Below are 14,841 nucleotides of genomic sequence, written 5' to 3'. Positions count from 1 at the left end.
ACCGCTGGGCGACGGGTGTCGCTCCTGCCGACTAACCTGGGATCGGGCCCCGTGCCGCACTCGGCGGCAGCGGTGCGGCCCCGCATCCCAGGAGAGAGATACAGCGTGAGTCTGCGCGGCGTGCTCGACGTCGTCCTCAGCGATCCCGGCATGGCCCGCGTCGTCGCGGCGGCGGGGAGCGCGGAGCTCTCGGTCACCGCGCCGCCGCCGGTGCAGCCGCTGGTCGCGGCCGCCCTGGCGGCGCGGCAGCCGGGCGCCGGCGTGCCCGTCCTGCTGGTGACGGCGGGGGAGCGGGACGCCGACGTCGCCGCCGACCTGCTGCGCTGCTTCCTGCCCGGCTCCCGGATCGCCACGTTCCCGGCCTGGGAGACGCTGCCGCACGAGCGGCTGAGCCCCCGTGCGGACACGGTGGGCCGCCGGCTCGCGGTGCTCCGCGACCTCACCCACCCCGGCGAGAACGGCACCATCGACGTCCTGGTCGCGCCGGTGCGCAGCGTGCTGCAGCCGCTCGCGCCGGGCCTCGGTGACCTGATCCCGGTCGAGCTCAAGCCGGGGGACGCAGCCGACCTCGACGACGTCGCCCGCGCCCTGGCCGACGCCGCATACACCCGCGTCGAGCTGGTCGAGAAGCGCGGCGAGTTCGCCGTCCGCGGCGGCCTGCTCGACGTCTTCCCGCCCACCGAGCCGCACCCGGTCCGCGTGGAGTTCTGGGGCGACGAGGTCGACGAGCTGCGCTACTTCTCCGCCGCCGACCAGCGCTCGCTCGACGAGCGCCCCGACCGGCTGTGGGCACCGCCGTGCCGCGAGCTGCTGCTCACCGACGAGGTGCGGGCCCGCGCCGCCGCGCTGGCTCATCTGCACCCCGGCCTGATCGAGGTGCTCGGCAAGCTGGCCGAGGGCATCGCGGTCGAGGGCATGGAGTCGCTGACGCCGGCCCTGATCGGGGACGAGGCGATGCAGCTGCTCACCGACCTGCTGCCGGCCGGCACGCACGTGCTGGTCGCCGACCCCGAGCGGGTGCGCAGCCGGTCCGCGGACCTGGTGCGCACCGCCGAGGAGTTCCTCGCCGCCTCCTGGGCCACCGCCGCGGAGGCGGGGGAGTCGCCGCTCGACCTCGGCGCCTCGTCCTTCCGAGACCTGGCCGACGTCGAGGCGGCCGCCCGGAGCCGTGGGCTGCCGTGGTGGACGACCGGCTCGTTCACCGTCCAGGCCGAGGACGACGAGCACCAGATCACCCTCGACGCCACGATCGTCGACCGCTTCGCCGGCGACGTGCCGAAGGCGATCGAGACGATGCGCGGCTGGCAGCGGGAGGGCTGGCGGGTCGTCGTCACCTTCGCCGGGCCCGGTCCCGCCCAGCGCGCCGCCGACCAGTTCGCCGAGGCCGAGCTGGGCGCCGCGCTCGTGCCCGGCGTGGAGACCGCACCGGAGCCCCGGCTCACCTCGGTCACGCAGGGCAACCTGGAGGCCGGCTTCGCCTTCCCCGGCGTCGGCCTGGCGCTGCTCACCGAGCACGACCTGACCGGTCAGCGCGGCACGTCGATGCGCGACGCGACCAAGATGCCCGCCCGCCGGCGCAACGCCGTCGACCTGGTCCAGCTCCAGCCCGGCGACCTCGTCGTCCACGAGCAGCACGGCATCGGCCGCTACATCGAGATGATCAGCCGCACCGTCAACGGCGGGCAGCGCGACTACCTGATCGTCGAGTACGCGCCGGGCCGGCGGAACCAGCCGCCGGACCGGCTGTTCGTGCCCACCGACTCCCTCGACCAGTTGACCCGCTACGTCGGCGGCGAGGCCCCGGCGCTGTCCAAGCTCGGCGGCGCGGACTGGAAGAACACCAAGAGCAAGGCGCGCAAGGCGGTCAAGCAGATCGCCGGCGAGCTGATCCGGCTCTACTCGGCGCGCATGGCGTCGAAGGGCCACGCCTTCGGTCCCGACACCGTCTGGCAGCGCGAGCTCGAGGACGCCTTCCCGTTCCAGGAGACGCCCGACCAGCTGGCCGCCATCGACGAGGTGAAAGCCGACATGCAGCAGTCGGTCCCGATGGACCGGATCATCTGCGGCGACGTCGGCTACGGGAAGACCGAGATCGCCATCCGCGCGGCGTTCAAGGCGGTGCAGGACGGCAAGCAGGTCGCCGTCCTGGTGCCGACGACGCTGCTGGCCAACCAGCACTTCAAGACCTTCTCCGAGCGGGTCGCGCAGTTCCCGGTGACGGTGAAGGTGCTCTCCCGGTTCCAGTCGGACAAGGAGACCACCGAGATCCTGCGCCAGCTGGCCGCCGGGGAGGTCGACATCCTCGTCGGCACCCACCGGCTGCTGCAGCCCTCGACGCGGTGGAAGGACCTCGGCCTGGTCATCGTCGACGAGGAGCAGCGCTTCGGGGTCGAGCACAAGGAGTACCTGAAGACGATGCGGACGGCGGTCGACGTGCTGTCGATGTCGGCCACGCCGATCCCGCGCACGCTCGAGATGTCGCTGACCGGCATCCGCGAGATGTCGACGATCCTCACCCCGCCCGAGGAGCGGCACCCGGTGCTCACCTACGTCGGTGCGTGGGCGGACAAGCAGATGGCCGCCGCGATCCGGCGCGAGCTGCTGCGCGACGGCCAGGTCTTCGTGATCCACAACCGGGTGCAGTCGATCGACAAGGCGGCGGCGAAGATCCGCGCCCTGGTGCCCGAGGCCCGCGTCGCCGTCGGCCACGGACAGATGAAGGAGCACGAGCTCGAGCGGATCATGGTCGGCTTCTGGGAGAAGGAGTACGACGTCCTCGTCGCGACGACGATCGTGGAGTCCGGTCTGGACATCCCCAACGCCAACACCCTCATCGTCGACCGCGCCGACACCTTCGGTCTCTCCCAGCTGCACCAGATCCGCGGGCGCGTCGGTCGAGGCCGCGAGCGGGCCTACGCCTACTTCACCTACGACCCGACCCGCACGCTCACCGAGACCTCGGTCGACCGGCTGACCACCATCGCCAACAACACCGACCTGGGTGCGGGCATGGCGGTGGCGATGAAGGACCTCGAGATCCGCGGCTCGGGCAACCTGCTCGGCGGCGAGCAGTCCGGGCACATCGCCGGCGTCGGCTTCGACCTCTACGTCCGGCTGGTCGGCGAGGCGGTCGCCGACTACCGCTCGCAGGTCACCGGCGAGGAGGCCCCGGCCGAGCCGGTCGAGGTCCGCGTGGACCTGCCGATCGACGCGCACCTGCCGCACGACTACGTGCCGGGCGAGCGGCTGCGCATGGAGGCCTACCGCAAGGTGGCCTCCATCCAGGACGAGGGCGCCGCCCAGGCGGTGCTCGACGAGCTCACCGACCGGTACGGCGCCCCGCCGGCGCCGGTGCTCAACCTGCTGGCGGTCGCCCGGTTCCGGGTGGCCATGCGGGCGCTCGGGATCACCGAGGTGTCGCTCCAGGGCCGGGCCATCCGGATCAGCCCCGTGGTGCTGCCGGAGTCCAAGCAGATGCGGCTCGCCCGGCTCGCCGAGGGCGCGTCCTACAAGGCCGCCGTGGAGACGATCGTGCTGAAGATGCCGGTCGGCCCCGACCGGCGGACCCCGGTGCGCGACGTCGCCCTGCTGGAGAACCTGCGGGCCACGCTGACCGCCGTCCTCGAGCAGCCGGTGGCTGCCGCCTCCTGACCGCCGCCTCCTGGACCCGGGGCGGACATGGCCATTTCCGCCCCGTGGCCCGGCGGGTGTGGGAGTCTCCCGGCGTGCTGATCCCTCGCGCTCCCCGGGTGGCGGCCGCCGGGCTGCTGCTCGCCCTCACCCTGCCCACGCTGGCGGCCTGCCGGACCTCGCCGGACGTCGCCGCCTACGTCGGGGACGCGACGGTGACCGTCACCGAGCTGGAGCGGGGCGTCGAGGACCGGCTCGCCGACGACGGGATCGCCGAGTACGCCGCCGCGGGCCCGGCCGACTACACCCGCCGGGTGCTCGGCTTCCTCGTCGAGCGGGAGGTCTACGCCGAGGTCGCGGAGCGCTACGACGTCGCCGTCGACGACGCCGCGGTCCGCGAGCGGATCGACCAGCTCATGGGCGACGACGACCCCGACGACGTCTACGCCCAGCTCGCCGCGCAGGGCGTGAGCCGGGCCGACGTCGCCGAGACGATCCGCCAGCAGCTGCTCCGGGAGGAGCTCGCCCGCGCCGAGGGAGCCGGGGACCTGTCGGAGGCCTCGCTGCGCGACGCCTACGCGCAGGTGCGCGAGGAGTACGTGCAGCCGGAGTTCGGCTACATCACCGTCGCCGACGAGGCGACGGCGTCGGCGGTGGCCGCCGAGCTCACCGCCGCGCCGGAGGCGTACGCGGCGGTGGCGGCCCGCTACCCCGGCCCGTCGACGCTGCCCGAGCTGACCCGTCGCCCCGCCGAGGAGCTGCCCCCGGTGCTCAGCGACGAGTTCGCCGACGCGGAGCCCGGCACCGCGTTCAGCGTGCCCGTGCAGGACCTCGGCGTCGTCGTCGGCTTCCTGGCGGGGGAGGTCTACCCGTCCTTCGAGGAACTCCGCGAGCAGGTGGAGGTGGTGGTCGCCGAGCGGCTCGCCGCCGCCGGCGCCGAGGTGGCCGACGAGGTGCGCGAGGACCTCGACATCACCGTCAACCCGCGCTACGGCGTCCTCACCGAGGAGGGCCGGCTGGTGCGCGGGGAGGGCGGCGTGGTCCGCATCCTGGCCGACCGGCCCGAGGTGCAGCCGGCGGGTCCCGGAGACTGAGCCGGTGCCCGTCGCCCTCGTCGTCGTCGTCAGCCCCCGCCTCCCCGGCCTGCTGGGTCCGGAGGCCTGGCAGGCACTGGCCGGCCGCCCGGTCGTCGCGCTGCCCGAGGCCGAGGGCACCGCGGAGGCGCTGCGCGCGGCCGGCTGGCACGTCGACGACGTCCCCGACGGCGCCGCCGCGCAGGCCCGGCCGGACGCGGTCGTCCTGCTGACCGGCGACGCCGCCGCCGTGCCCGGGGCCGAGGTGGTCCGCGGCGCGCCCGAGCCGGCCGGCGCCCGGCTGCTGGACGTCGTCCGCGTGATGGACCGGCTGCGCTCGCCCGGCGGCTGTCCCTGGGACGCCGAGCAGACGCACGCCTCGCTGCGCGGCTACCTGCTCGAGGAGGCGCACGAGGCCTACGACGCGATCGTCGACGACGACCCGGTCGCCATGCGCGAGGAGCTCGGCGACGTGCTGCTGCAGGTGGTCTTCCACGCCCGGGTCGCCGCGGAGGCGGGGCCGGACCGCGGGTTCGACGTGGACGCCGTCGCCGGGGATCTGGTGGACAAGCTGGTCCGCCGGCACCCGCACGTGTTCGGCGACGCGGGCCCCCGTGACGTCGAGCAGGTCGAGGCGGGCTGGGACCAGATCAAGCAGCAGGAGAAGCAGCGCCGCTCGCCCACCGAGGGCGTCTCGCGCTCGCAGCCCGCGAGCTCGTGGGGCGCCGCGCTGGTCCGACGGGCCGGGCGGGCCGGACTGCCCACGCCGGAACCGGCCGAGCTCCCCGATCGCAGCCCCGAGGAGCTGGGCGAGCGGCTGCTCGGGGTGGTGGCGGCGGCGCAGGCGCGCGGCTGGGACGTCGAGGACGCGCTGCGCGAGGCGGTGCGGCGGTACGCCGGCGAGCTCGACGCCGCGGCCGAGCAGCGGACCGCGGGACGCTGAGCAACCCGAAAGGGCGGTGCCGGGCGAGGCTGTCGTGACGGAAGGGAACAGCTGGTTAGGCTGCCCCCCGTGCCGAGCATCGATGCCGTAGGCGCGCGGGAGATCCTCGACTCGCGCGGAAACCCCACCGTTGAGGTCGAGGTCGCCCTCGACGACGGGACGATCGCCCGGGCGGCGGTGCCCAGCGGCGCCTCCACCGGCGCCTTCGAGGCGGTGGAGCTGCGCGACGGCGGGAGCCGCTACGGCGGCAAGGGCGTCACCAAGGCGGTCGACGGCGTCCTCGACGTCATCGGCCCCGAGCTCCTGGGCTTCGAGGCCAGCGAGCAGCGGCTGGTCGACCAGCGGCTGATCGACCTCGACGGCACGCCGGACAAGTCGCGCCTGGGTGCCAACGCCATCCTGGGCGTGAGCCTCGCCGTCGCCCGCGCCGCCGCCGAGTCCTCCGGCCTGCCGCTGTTCCGCTACGTCGGCGGTCCCTCGGCGCACCTGCTGCCCGTGCCGATGATGAACATCCTCAACGGGGGTGCCCACGCCGACAGCAACGTCGACGTGCAGGAGTTCATGATCGCCCCGATCGGCGCCGGCACCTTCGCCGAGGCGCTGGCCATGGGCACCGAGACCTACCACGCGCTCAAGGCCGTCCTGAAGAAGGAGGGCCTGTCCACCGGGCTGGGCGACGAGGGCGGCTTCGCGCCGAACCTGTCGAGCAACCGCGCGGCGCTGGACATGATCACCCGGGCCGTCGAGCAGGCCGGCTACTCCGTGGGCAGCGACATCGCCTTCGCCCTCGACGTCGCCGCCACGGAGTTCCACTCCGACGGCTCCTACGCCTTCGAGGGCAAGCAGCTCTCCTCGGACGAGATGGCCGAGTACTACACCGGCCTGGTCGACGCCTTCCCGATCGTCTCGATCGAGGACCCGCTCGACGAGCAGGACTGGGACGGCTGGGTCGCGCTGACCCAGGCCCTCGGCAGCCGCGTGCAGCTCGTCGGCGACGACCTGTTCGTCACCAACCCCACCCGGCTGGCCGACGGCATCGCCCGGGGTGCGGCGAACGCGCTGCTGGTGAAGGTGAACCAGATCGGCACGCTCACCGAGACCCTCGACGCGGTCAACCTGGCCCACCGCAGCGGCTACCGCAGCATGATGAGCCACCGCTCGGGCGAGACCGAGGACACCACGATCGCCGACCTCGCCGTCGCCACCGACTGCGGGCAGATCAAGACCGGTGCCCCGGCCCGCAGCGAGCGCGTGGCCAAGTACAACCAGCTGCTGCGCATCGAGGAGGAGCTCGACGACGCCGCGCGCTACGCCGGCGCCGCCGCGTTCCCCCGGCTGGCCCAGGGCTGACCTCCCGCCCATGAGCAGCGTCCGCGGCCGGCGCGGCGGCAACACCCCGCCGTCCGGCTCCCGCAGCACCGGTCGCGTGCCACGGGTCCACACGACCCGTCCGGTGCGCACCGGGCTGCGGTCGGGGACGCCGCACCCCACCCGCCGGCCGGGGGAGCGGCGCGCCGCGCGCCGGCCCACCCGGACGACGGCCGCCCCGGCCGGCCGCCGTCGGCCGCTGCTCACCGGGCGGGCGGTGCTGCTCATCGGGCTGGTCCTGCTGCTCGCCCTCACCCTGGCCGGCCCGTTCCGCCAGTACCTGGCCGGTCAGCAGGAGCTGGCCGAGCTCGGCGCCCAGGGCCAGGAGCTCGACCGGCGGGCCGCCGAGCTCGAGGCGCAGCTGGAGCGGCAGGGCGATCCGTCCTGGACCCAGCGCCAGGCGCGGGAGCGGCTCACCTACGTGCTGCCCGGTGACCGGCTCGTCGTCGTCGTCGACGGCGAGGCGGTCGAGGGCGACGCCGGCACGCTGGACGAGGTGGCCGCGCCTCCCGAGCCGCAGCCGTGGTTCGACGGACTGATGGAGTCGGTCGCCCGGGCCGACGGCGACCTGCCCGAGGAGCCGCAGGAGTGAGCGAGCAGATCACCCCGGCCGACCGCGACGTCGTCGAGCGGCAGCTGGGCCGGGCACCCCGTGCGCTCGAGGGGGTCGCGCACCGCTGCCCCTGCGGCCAGCCCGACGTCGTGGAGACCGCACCCCGGCTCGAGGACGGCACGCCGTTCCCGACGCTGTACTACCTGACCTGCCCGCGGGCGTCGGCCGCGGCCAGCCGGCTGGAGTCGGCCGGCCGCATGCGCGAGTGGCAGGACGAGCTGGGCACCGACCCGGAGCTGGCCGCTGCCTACCGCGCCGCGCACGAGGCCTACCTGGCCGAGCGGGACGCCAAGGACGTGCTGCCCACCCGCGCCACCGCCGGCGGGATGCCCGACCGGGTCAAGTGCCTGCACGCGCTGGCCGGGCACGCGCTGGCCGCCGGGCCGGGCGTCAACCCGATCGGCGACCGCGCGGTGGAGGAGATGGGGGAGTGGTGGGCGAAGGGCCCCTGCGCACTCCCCGAGGGGCCGGGGGAGACCGCGTGACGCGGGTCGCCGCGATCGACTGCGGGACCAACTCCATCCGGCTGCTCGTCGCCGACGTGCCGTCCACGGGCGGCGCGACCGACCTGGTCCGCCGGATGGAGGTCGTCCGGCTCGGGCAGGGCGTCGACGCCACCGGCCGGCTGGCCGCGGACGCGATCGAGCGCACCCGCGTCGTGCTGGCCGAGTACGCGGCGACCGCACGCGAGCTGGGTGCCGAGGACGTCCGCATGGTCGCGACCAGCGCCACCCGGGACGCCGCGAACCGGGCCGAGTTCGAGCAGATGGTGCTGACCACGCTGGGTCGGCTGCCCGACGTCGTCCCGGGCCGGGAGGAGGCCGAGCTCTCCTTCCTGGGCGCGACGGCGTCCCTGGAGACCGCCGCGGCGGCGCACGGTTCGGCCGCGCCGGAGGCCCCGTTCCTCGTGGTCGACATCGGCGGCGGGTCGACGGAGTTCGTGCTCGGCGACGCGTCGGGGCTGCGGGCGGCCCGCTCGGTCGACATCGGCTGCGTGCGGCTGACCGAGCGGCGGCTGGCGGGCGATCCGCCGACCGACGCCGAGGTGCAGGCCACCGTCGCCGACATCCGCGCGGCGCTGGCGCTGGTCACCGCGGAGGTGCCGGTCGCCGCGGCGGCGAGCCTGGTCGGGCTGGCCGGCTCGGTGACCACCGTCGCGGCCCTGGCCCTGGACCTGCCCGCCTACGACCCGGAGACCATCCACGGCTCCCGCATCGCCGTCGCCGACGTACGCCGGGTGAGCGAGTCGCTGCTGGCGATGCCGCGGACGCAGCGAGCGGCGCTCCCCGTCATGCACCCCGGACGGGTCGACGTCATCGGCGCCGGCGCGCTCATCCTGCGGGTGATCATGGACGAGTTCGGCCTGGACGAGGTCGTCGTCAGCGAGCACGACATCCTCGACGGCATCGCCCTGCGGCTCGCGCGCGGCCGGCCCGACCCGGTCGGCTAGCGGCTCGCCCTGATCTGCCGGACCCGGTGCATGACGGATCGGGCGAACTCGCGCGCCCGGCCGTCCAGGGTTCGCCGGGCGAGGGTCAGCACGGCCGAGGTCACCGCCGTCGCGGGGACGTAGCCGGCCGAACCGAGGAGCCCCGGGCGTGCGAGCAGGATCCGCTCCGCCGTCACGTGGTCCGGGCGCCACCGGAGCTTGTAGTCCTCGTCGCCGCGGAGGAACGAGTACTCGGGCAGCTCCAGCCGCTCGGCGAGCGCGAGGGCACCACCGACCAGGAGCACCGAGGTGTCGAGGTGCTCGCGCAGGTCCGGGTCGATGCCCGCGAGGTAGTAGGCCAGCTGCCGGTGCCCGACCAGGTCCACCTCGCTCGCCATCACCCGGCCGTCGAGGCGGTACTCGACGACCACGGCCTGACCGCGGTCGACCATCGCTCCGACCGCCTCGACGAGGAAGGTCCGGAACCGCTCGGTGAGGTGCTCGGGATTGCCCCGCCGGCCGGCCCACTGGGCCTCGTGCAGGCGGAGCAGTTCGTCGACGGCGTCCGGGACGTCGGCCCGGGCGAGCTCGATCCGGTCGATGCCCAGCTTGTCGACCTTCTTGAGCTTGCGGCGCAGGGTGCCGGCGGTCCGCGACGGGAGCCGCGCGAGGAGATCGGCCTGCGGGAGCACCGGGAGCTGGAGGTTGAGCGAGGAGGGGACCCGCCGGAGCCGGCCCGGCCAGCTCCGTGCCCAGTCCTCGGCCGCGGAACCCGGCAGCACCTCCGGCAGGTCCAGGACGCGCCAGCCGGGGACCCGCGCGAGCGCGCGGGCGAGCCGGGGCCCGGCGTCGGGCACCTGCGGATCCAGCAGGACGTCGGTGGAGTCGCTCAGCGGGCCGCCGAGAGGAGCCAGCACCCGCACCGGTCCGCGGCGGGTCCGGTGCAGCGGCGCCGCGGCGACGAGGGTGTCCCCGTCCCACACGGTGACCGTGGCCAGCTGTCCGGCCGGGACGTACGCGCGGGCCCAGGCGCTGCTCCACGCGTGGGACTGGAACGCGGTGGCGGCCGGGTTGCGTCGCCAGAGGTCGTCCCATGCCTGTGCCAGGGCGTCGAACTCGTCGTGCGCGGAGACGACGACCTCCCGCGGTCCGGCCGGGGCCGCCGCGTCCGTGCCGACGCCGTCCTGCACTCCGCTGTCGGGGGGAACCACCGTCGTGCTCATCGAGCCACACCCTTCTCCGGACGGCGGCTCCTGCCGTGTGGCGGATCGCTGACCTGCACGAGGATAGGGACTGCCGGACCGGGGCGGACCCCTCCGACGAGGGACTTCCCGGAGGTTCGTCCGGCCCCTCCGGAACGCGCCCGCCGCGGGGGTGGTGCACTGGGCCGTGCTCTCCGACGACGAGGCCCGGTTCCCGGTCACGCGCACTCCCGCAGGGGTGGTCCGGGCGGCGCGGGCCACCCGCGAGCTCACCGTGCTCGACCAGCGGATCTCCGGCTGCTCCGCCTGCCCGCGGCTGGTGGCCTGGCGCGAGGAGGTCGCCGAGGTGAAGCGGGCGTCGTTCCGGCACGAGGAGTACTGGGGCCGGCCGGTGCCCGGGCTCGGGCCGGCCGACGCGCGCATCGCCGTCGTCGGCCTGGCCCCGGCGGCGCACGGCGGGAACCGCACCGGCCGGGTGTTCACCGGCGACCGCAGCGGCGACTGGATCTTCGCCGCCCTGTGGCGGGCGGGGCTGGCGAACCAGCCGACGTCCACGCACGTCGGTGACGGCCTCGAGCTCACCGACGTGCGCGTCGCCGCCGCGGTGCGCTGCGCTCCGCCGGCCAACGCGCCCACCCCGGCGGAGCGGGACACCTGCTCGCCGTGGCTGGCCCGCGAGCTGGACCTCCTGCCGCGGCTGCGGGTGGTCGTGGTGCTCGGTGGGTTCGGCTGGACGGCGCTGTGGCCGGTGCTCGCCGCCGCGGGTTACGCGATCCCGCGGCCCCGGCCGGTGTTCGGGCACGGCGCCGAGGTGCAGCTGTCCGGGTCGCGCGGGCCGCTCACGGTGCTGGGCAGCTACCACGTGAGCCAGCAGAACACCTTCACCGGGAAGCTCACCGAGCCGATGCTCGACGCCGTCCTCACCCGGGCGACGGAGCTGGCCGGCTCCGACGGCTGACCGGCGGCGGCGCTAGCGTGCTGCCAGGCATCGCAGTCAGTCCGCCCCCGTAGCCCAACTGGCAGAGGCAGACCCCTTAAAAGGGTTCCAGCGTCGGTTCGAACCCGACCGGGGGCACCGTTCCACGAGTCAGACGTCGTCCACCGTGGTGCCGCTGGGCGACGAACCTGCAGAGGTCCGGGTCACGGCCAGCTCGAACCACACGGTCTTGGCATCGCCACCGGAGGTGCGGCGCACACCCCACCGGTCGGCGAGCAGGCCGACCAGGTGGAGACCGCGCCCGTGCTCGTCGGTGACCCGAGGGGAGCGCTGCACCGGGTAGCCGTCGCCGTCGTCGGTGACGCCGATGCAGATCCGCTCCCCGGGCAGGACGTCCACCGACACCTCGACGCGAGGGCCGGAGCCGTGCCGGACCGCGTTGGTGACCAGCTCGGAGACCAGCAGCTCCGCGGTCTCCCGCGGCCGGTCGGAGAGATCGGCGAGGGCGTCGGCCACGTAGCGGCGGGCATCCGGCACCGACCCCGGATAGGCGGGGAACGAGCGACTGGGCATGTCAGCCGCCGACCAGGCCCAGGTGGTCCGCCAGACCGAGCGCCGCCACGACGCGGCGCACCGCCGGGGTGGTGTGCACCAGCTCGATCCGGTCGAAGTGGTTGGCGAGCCGGATCAGCACCGCGAGACCGGTCGAGTCGAGGAACCGCAGCTCGGTGGCGTCGACGCGCACCGGCTGAGGGGGCAGGCGCAGCAGCCGGTCCAGCGCGGGCTGCACGTCGGGCAGCCCGGCGAGGTCCAGCTCACCGCCGAGCCGGACCAGCAGCGGCGTGCCGTCGGCTGCGGCGGCCACGTCCAGCCGCGCGCGCTCGGCGGCTAGCTCGTCCATCGGAGCGCCATGAGCACAGTGTCATCCTTCGCGCCGGTCCCCGTCAGGTCCTCCATCAGCTGATCGACGAAATCCTCCAGCGGCCGGCCGGCATGACGGGCGGCCGTCTCGCGCAGCCGGTCCAGGCCGGTGTCGAGAACCTCGTCGCGGCGTTCCACCAGACCGTCGGTGAATGCCAGCAACGTCGCCGGGCCGTGCACGCGAACCTCCGTGGCCGACCTCAGCCGCGCAGGGCCGACGCCGATCGGCGGCGCGATCGGGCAGTCGATCGCCTCGGCGCGCCCGTCGGTCACCAGCAGGGGAGGGAAGTGCCCCGCGCACAGCACGCGGAGCCGCCCGGCCGACACGTCCAGCTCCCCGAGCAGGACGGTGGCGAACTGGTGGTCGGTGTCGATCTGCAGCAGCCCGTTCAGCTGCGCCATGACCGTCTCGATGTCGTGGCCCTCGGCGAGGTAGGCGCGCACCGCGAACCGCAGCGAGGCCATCGTGGTGGCCGCCGGGAGCCCGCGGCCGGAGATGTCGCCGACGACGAACACGCAGCAGCCAGGACCGCGCGGGATCACGTCGTACCAGTCGCCGCCGACGTCGAGCTCGTCGACGCCGGCGACGTAGCGGGCGGCCACCTCGAGCCCGTCCAGTTCCGGCAGGTCCGGCAGCAGCGAGTGCTGCAGGGTGCCGGCGATACCCCGCTGCTGGCGGTAGAGCCGCCCGTTGTCGTCGGCCAGCCGTTGGGCGACCTCCCGCCGCCGGGACAGGATCTCCACACCCGCGGCGAAGGCCACCGCCAGGGCGGCCCCCGCACCGGCGACGATCCACGGCAGCGCGGTCGCCAGCCGGCCGGTCAGCGGTGACTCGGCGGAGCCGACGATGGTGAGAACGGTCTTCCCGAACGGCGTGGTCGCCACCTCGGTGTCGCCGCGGATGGGCGCCGGTGCGGTGGACAGCACCAGGTTCGCCGGATCCGTGCCCTCACCGAGGTAGACGGCGAAGTCAAGGCCACCGAACGGTGCGTCCTCCGGCGCCTCGGGCTCCGGCTGGGGGCCGGGGTCGACCCGCGACTCGGCGTAGACGACCAGCCCGGTGGGGTCCCCGGCAGGCATCAGCGCGAAGGCGAGCCGCGTCTGCTCGCCGGGCAGCAGGCCGGCCACCGCCAGCTGCCCGTCGGGTTGCAGGCCGGTGAAGAACGGGTCGTCCAGCCCACCGGCCGGCAGCCGGGGCTCCTCGCCCTCGGTGGCCAGCACCTCGACCCGGCCGTTGGTGATGCGCAGCAAGGACAGCGAGGCGAAGGACTCGTTGCCGGTGAGCCGCGCGGCCGCGAACCCCTGGAACGGTCCGGGTGCGGCGGCGGTGGCGAGGGCGACCTGCGCGGCGTCGCCTAGTTGCACCTGGAGGGTGCCGACCCCGCTGCTCAGGACGGTCGCGGCCTGCTCCACCTGCCGGTCGAGCAGATCCCGGTTGGCGTCCTGGGTGACCCGCGCCGCCAGCCACGCCAGGGCTCCGGCGATCAGGAGCACCGCGACGGCGACCAGAGCGCTCGTGCGGTGCAGGGCAGGGCGGCGGGTCCCGACCTGCGAGCGCCGCCCCCGCGCCGGGCCACGCTCGTCGATCCCGGTCCGGTCGTCGCCGGCCACCGGCGGCTCCTGCCGATCGTTCACCGCCACCATCCAGGAAGTCCCGTCCCGACGGGGTGACGGTAGCCGCAGCTCCATCCGGCCGGGGGCCGGTCGGCCACGTCCGCCGCGGGCGGAGCCCGCGGCGACACGCCGGAACTACAGCAGCCCCCGAAGCGTTGACCTGACCGAGTGGAGTGCACCACCGTGTACGCCACGATCCAGCGGTCACCTCGAGGAGATGACAATGCCCAGCAACAACCCCGCTTTCCGGGGGCTCGGCGGCGCGGGCGGCGGCCAGCAGCAGGCGGGCTGGGGCTCGACGCCGCAGTTCGGCGCGCCCGGCCAGTACGGTGCCCCGACGCAGGACCCCTATGCCGCTCCCTCGCCGTACGCGGCGACGACGACGCGCTACCTCACGATGGACGACGTCGTCACCAAGACGGGCCTGTCGTTCCTGGTGACGGTGCTGGCCGCGGCAGCCGTGTGGGCCGCCCCCGGTGACGCCGCGTGGGGCCTGGCCCTGCCGGCCGTGCTCGTCGCCTTCGTGCTCGGCCTGGTGATCTCGTTCAAGCAGATCGCCAACCCGATCGCCACGCTGTCCTACGGCGCGCTCTACGGTGTCGCGCTCGGCGCCATCAGCGAGGCGTTCAACGACATCTACCCCGGCATCGTGATGCAGGCGCTGATCGGCACCTTCGGTGTCTTCGGCGGCATGCTGGTGGTCTACAAGACCGGCGCCGTCCGGGTGACCCCCAAGCTGACCCGCTGGGTGTTCGGTGCGCTCATCGGCGCCCTGGTGCTCATGCTGGCCAACTTCGTCGCCTACTTCTTCATGGACGACGGCCTCGGCATCCGCAGCGACGGCCCCATCGGGATCCTGTTCAGCGTCGTGATGATCGGCATCGCCGCGTTCCTGCTGCTGATGGACTTCGACATGGCCGACGAGGCCATCCGCCGCGGCGCCCCGGCGAAGTTCGCCTGGTACATCGCCTTCGGCCTGCTGGTCACGGTGGTCTGGCTGTACATCGAGATCCTGCGTCTGCTCAGCTACCTGCGCGACTGAGCTGAACCCTGCACCCTGAACGCTGCACCACATGACAGTGGCCCGGTCCCCGCGAGGGGGCCGGGCCAC

At 74.5% G+C, this 14,841-nt stretch carries 13 protein-coding genes and 1 tRNA gene; 10 read left to right on the top strand and 4 right to left on the bottom strand.

Going from position 1 to position 14,841, the window contains the following annotated elements:
• The first annotated feature begins 105 nt into the window (after nucleotides 1-105).
• The 7 genes from mfd to CRP29_RS02965 all read left to right on the top strand — a co-directional run bounded on the left by mfd (nucleotide 106) and on the right by CRP29_RS02965 (nucleotide 9,077).
• Complete coding sequence (gene mfd / locus CRP29_RS02995) at nucleotides 106-3,651, top strand: transcription-repair coupling factor (protein ID WP_097193547.1); 3,546 nt, start codon at nucleotides 106-108, stop codon at nucleotides 3,649-3,651.
• A 74-nt stretch (nucleotides 3,652-3,725) separates the two neighbouring features.
• Nucleotides 3,726-4,724 (top strand): SurA N-terminal domain-containing protein, encoded by a 999-nt coding sequence (locus tag CRP29_RS22370; RefSeq protein ID WP_176522802.1) that lies wholly within the window; start codon nucleotides 3,726-3,728, stop codon nucleotides 4,722-4,724.
• 4 nt (nucleotides 4,725-4,728) lie between these two features.
• Complete coding sequence (locus tag CRP29_RS02985; RefSeq protein ID WP_097193546.1) at nucleotides 4,729-5,646, top strand: nucleoside triphosphate pyrophosphohydrolase; 918 nt, start codon at nucleotides 4,729-4,731, stop codon at nucleotides 5,644-5,646.
• A gap of 69 nt (nucleotides 5,647-5,715) precedes the next feature.
• Nucleotides 5,716-6,996 (top strand): phosphopyruvate hydratase, encoded by a 1,281-nt coding sequence (gene eno / locus CRP29_RS02980; RefSeq protein ID WP_097193545.1) that lies wholly within the window; start codon nucleotides 5,716-5,718, stop codon nucleotides 6,994-6,996.
• A 10-nt stretch (nucleotides 6,997-7,006) separates the two neighbouring features.
• Nucleotides 7,007-7,606, top strand: a complete 600-nt coding sequence (locus CRP29_RS02975; protein ID WP_097193544.1) for an FtsB family cell division protein — start codon at nucleotides 7,007-7,009, stop codon at nucleotides 7,604-7,606.
• Entirely contained in the window at nucleotides 7,603-8,112 is a 510-nt protein-coding gene (locus CRP29_RS02970; protein WP_097193543.1) for a DUF501 domain-containing protein, read from the top strand. Before CRP29_RS02975 ends, CRP29_RS02970 begins: the two co-directional genes overlap by 4 nt.
• Nucleotides 8,109-9,077: a Ppx/GppA phosphatase family protein gene (locus tag CRP29_RS02965; protein ID WP_097193542.1), complete on the top strand. Its 969-nt coding sequence runs from the start codon at nucleotides 8,109-8,111 to the stop codon at nucleotides 9,075-9,077. Before CRP29_RS02970 ends, CRP29_RS02965 begins: the two co-directional genes overlap by 4 nt.
• Here the strand turns inward: CRP29_RS02965 and CRP29_RS02960 are convergent.
• The gene (locus CRP29_RS02960; RefSeq protein ID WP_097193541.1) at nucleotides 9,074-10,279 is read right to left on the bottom strand and encodes a GNAT family N-acetyltransferase; all 1,206 of its coding nucleotides are present in this window, start codon (nucleotides 10,277-10,279) and stop codon (nucleotides 9,074-9,076) included. The two genes, CRP29_RS02965 and CRP29_RS02960, sit on opposite strands and share 4 nt — an antisense overlap.
• A gap of 166 nt (nucleotides 10,280-10,445) precedes the next feature.
• On the opposite strand from CRP29_RS02960, the gene CRP29_RS02955 reads away from it, so the two are divergent.
• Entirely contained in the window at nucleotides 10,446-11,216 is a 771-nt protein-coding gene (locus tag CRP29_RS02955) for a uracil-DNA glycosylase (RefSeq protein ID WP_176522801.1), read from the top strand.
• Between the two features lie 43 nt (nucleotides 11,217-11,259).
• Nucleotides 11,260-11,333 (top strand) — tRNA-Leu (locus CRP29_RS02950).
• 12 nt (nucleotides 11,334-11,345) lie between these two features.
• Here the strand turns inward: CRP29_RS02950 and CRP29_RS02945 are convergent.
• Genes CRP29_RS02945 through CRP29_RS02935 form a run of 3 tightly spaced genes read right to left on the bottom strand, consistent with a single transcriptional unit; the run spans nucleotide 11,346 to nucleotide 13,751 of the window.
• Nucleotides 11,346-11,768 carry an ATP-binding protein gene (locus CRP29_RS02945; RefSeq protein ID WP_097193540.1) on the bottom strand — a complete coding sequence of 141 codons (423 nt, stop codon included), beginning with the start codon at nucleotides 11,766-11,768 and terminating at the stop codon, nucleotides 11,346-11,348.
• 1 nt (nucleotide 11,769) lies between these two features.
• Nucleotides 11,770-12,096, bottom strand: a complete 327-nt coding sequence (locus tag CRP29_RS02940) for an STAS domain-containing protein (protein WP_097193539.1) — start codon at nucleotides 12,094-12,096, stop codon at nucleotides 11,770-11,772.
• Nucleotides 12,084-13,751 (bottom strand): PP2C family protein-serine/threonine phosphatase, encoded by a 1,668-nt coding sequence (locus CRP29_RS02935; RefSeq protein WP_141437033.1) that lies wholly within the window; start codon nucleotides 13,749-13,751, stop codon nucleotides 12,084-12,086. Before CRP29_RS02935 ends, CRP29_RS02940 begins: the two co-directional genes overlap by 13 nt.
• A 202-nt stretch (nucleotides 13,752-13,953) precedes the next feature.
• Here CRP29_RS02935 and CRP29_RS02930 point away from each other — a divergent pair, with 202 nt between their 5' ends.
• A complete protein-coding gene (locus CRP29_RS02930; RefSeq protein ID WP_097193537.1) occupies nucleotides 13,954-14,772 on the top strand; it encodes a Bax inhibitor-1/YccA family protein in 819 nt (272 codons plus the stop codon).
• Nucleotides 14,773-14,841: the final 69 nt, after the last annotated feature.

The organism is Blastococcus aggregatus, from assembly GCF_900221005.1.
GTDB classification, from domain to species: Bacteria; Actinomycetota; Actinomycetes; order Mycobacteriales; family Geodermatophilaceae; genus Blastococcus; species Blastococcus aggregatus.
This window is presented reverse-complemented; position numbering and strand designations above follow the sequence as displayed.

What these genes read in the sequence shown, in the direction of transcription:
- CRP29_RS02960 (WP_097193541.1), bottom strand. Translation starts at nt 10,279, where the DNA reads ATGAGCACGACGGTGGTTCCCCCCGACAGCGGAGTGCAGGACGGCGTC.
- CRP29_RS02945 (WP_097193540.1), bottom strand. Translation starts at nt 11,768, where the DNA reads ATGCCCAGTCGCTCGTTCCCCGCCTATCCGGGGTCGGTGCCGGATGCC.
- CRP29_RS02940 (WP_097193539.1), bottom strand. Translation starts at nt 12,096, where the DNA reads ATGGACGAGCTAGCCGCCGAGCGCGCGCGGCTGGACGTGGCCGCCGCA.
- CRP29_RS02930 (WP_097193537.1), top strand. Translation starts at nt 13,954, where the DNA reads ATGCCCAGCAACAACCCCGCTTTCCGGGGGCTCGGCGGCGCGGGCGGC.
- CRP29_RS02975 (WP_097193544.1), top strand. Translation starts at nt 7,007, where the DNA reads ATGAGCAGCGTCCGCGGCCGGCGCGGCGGCAACACCCCGCCGTCCGGC.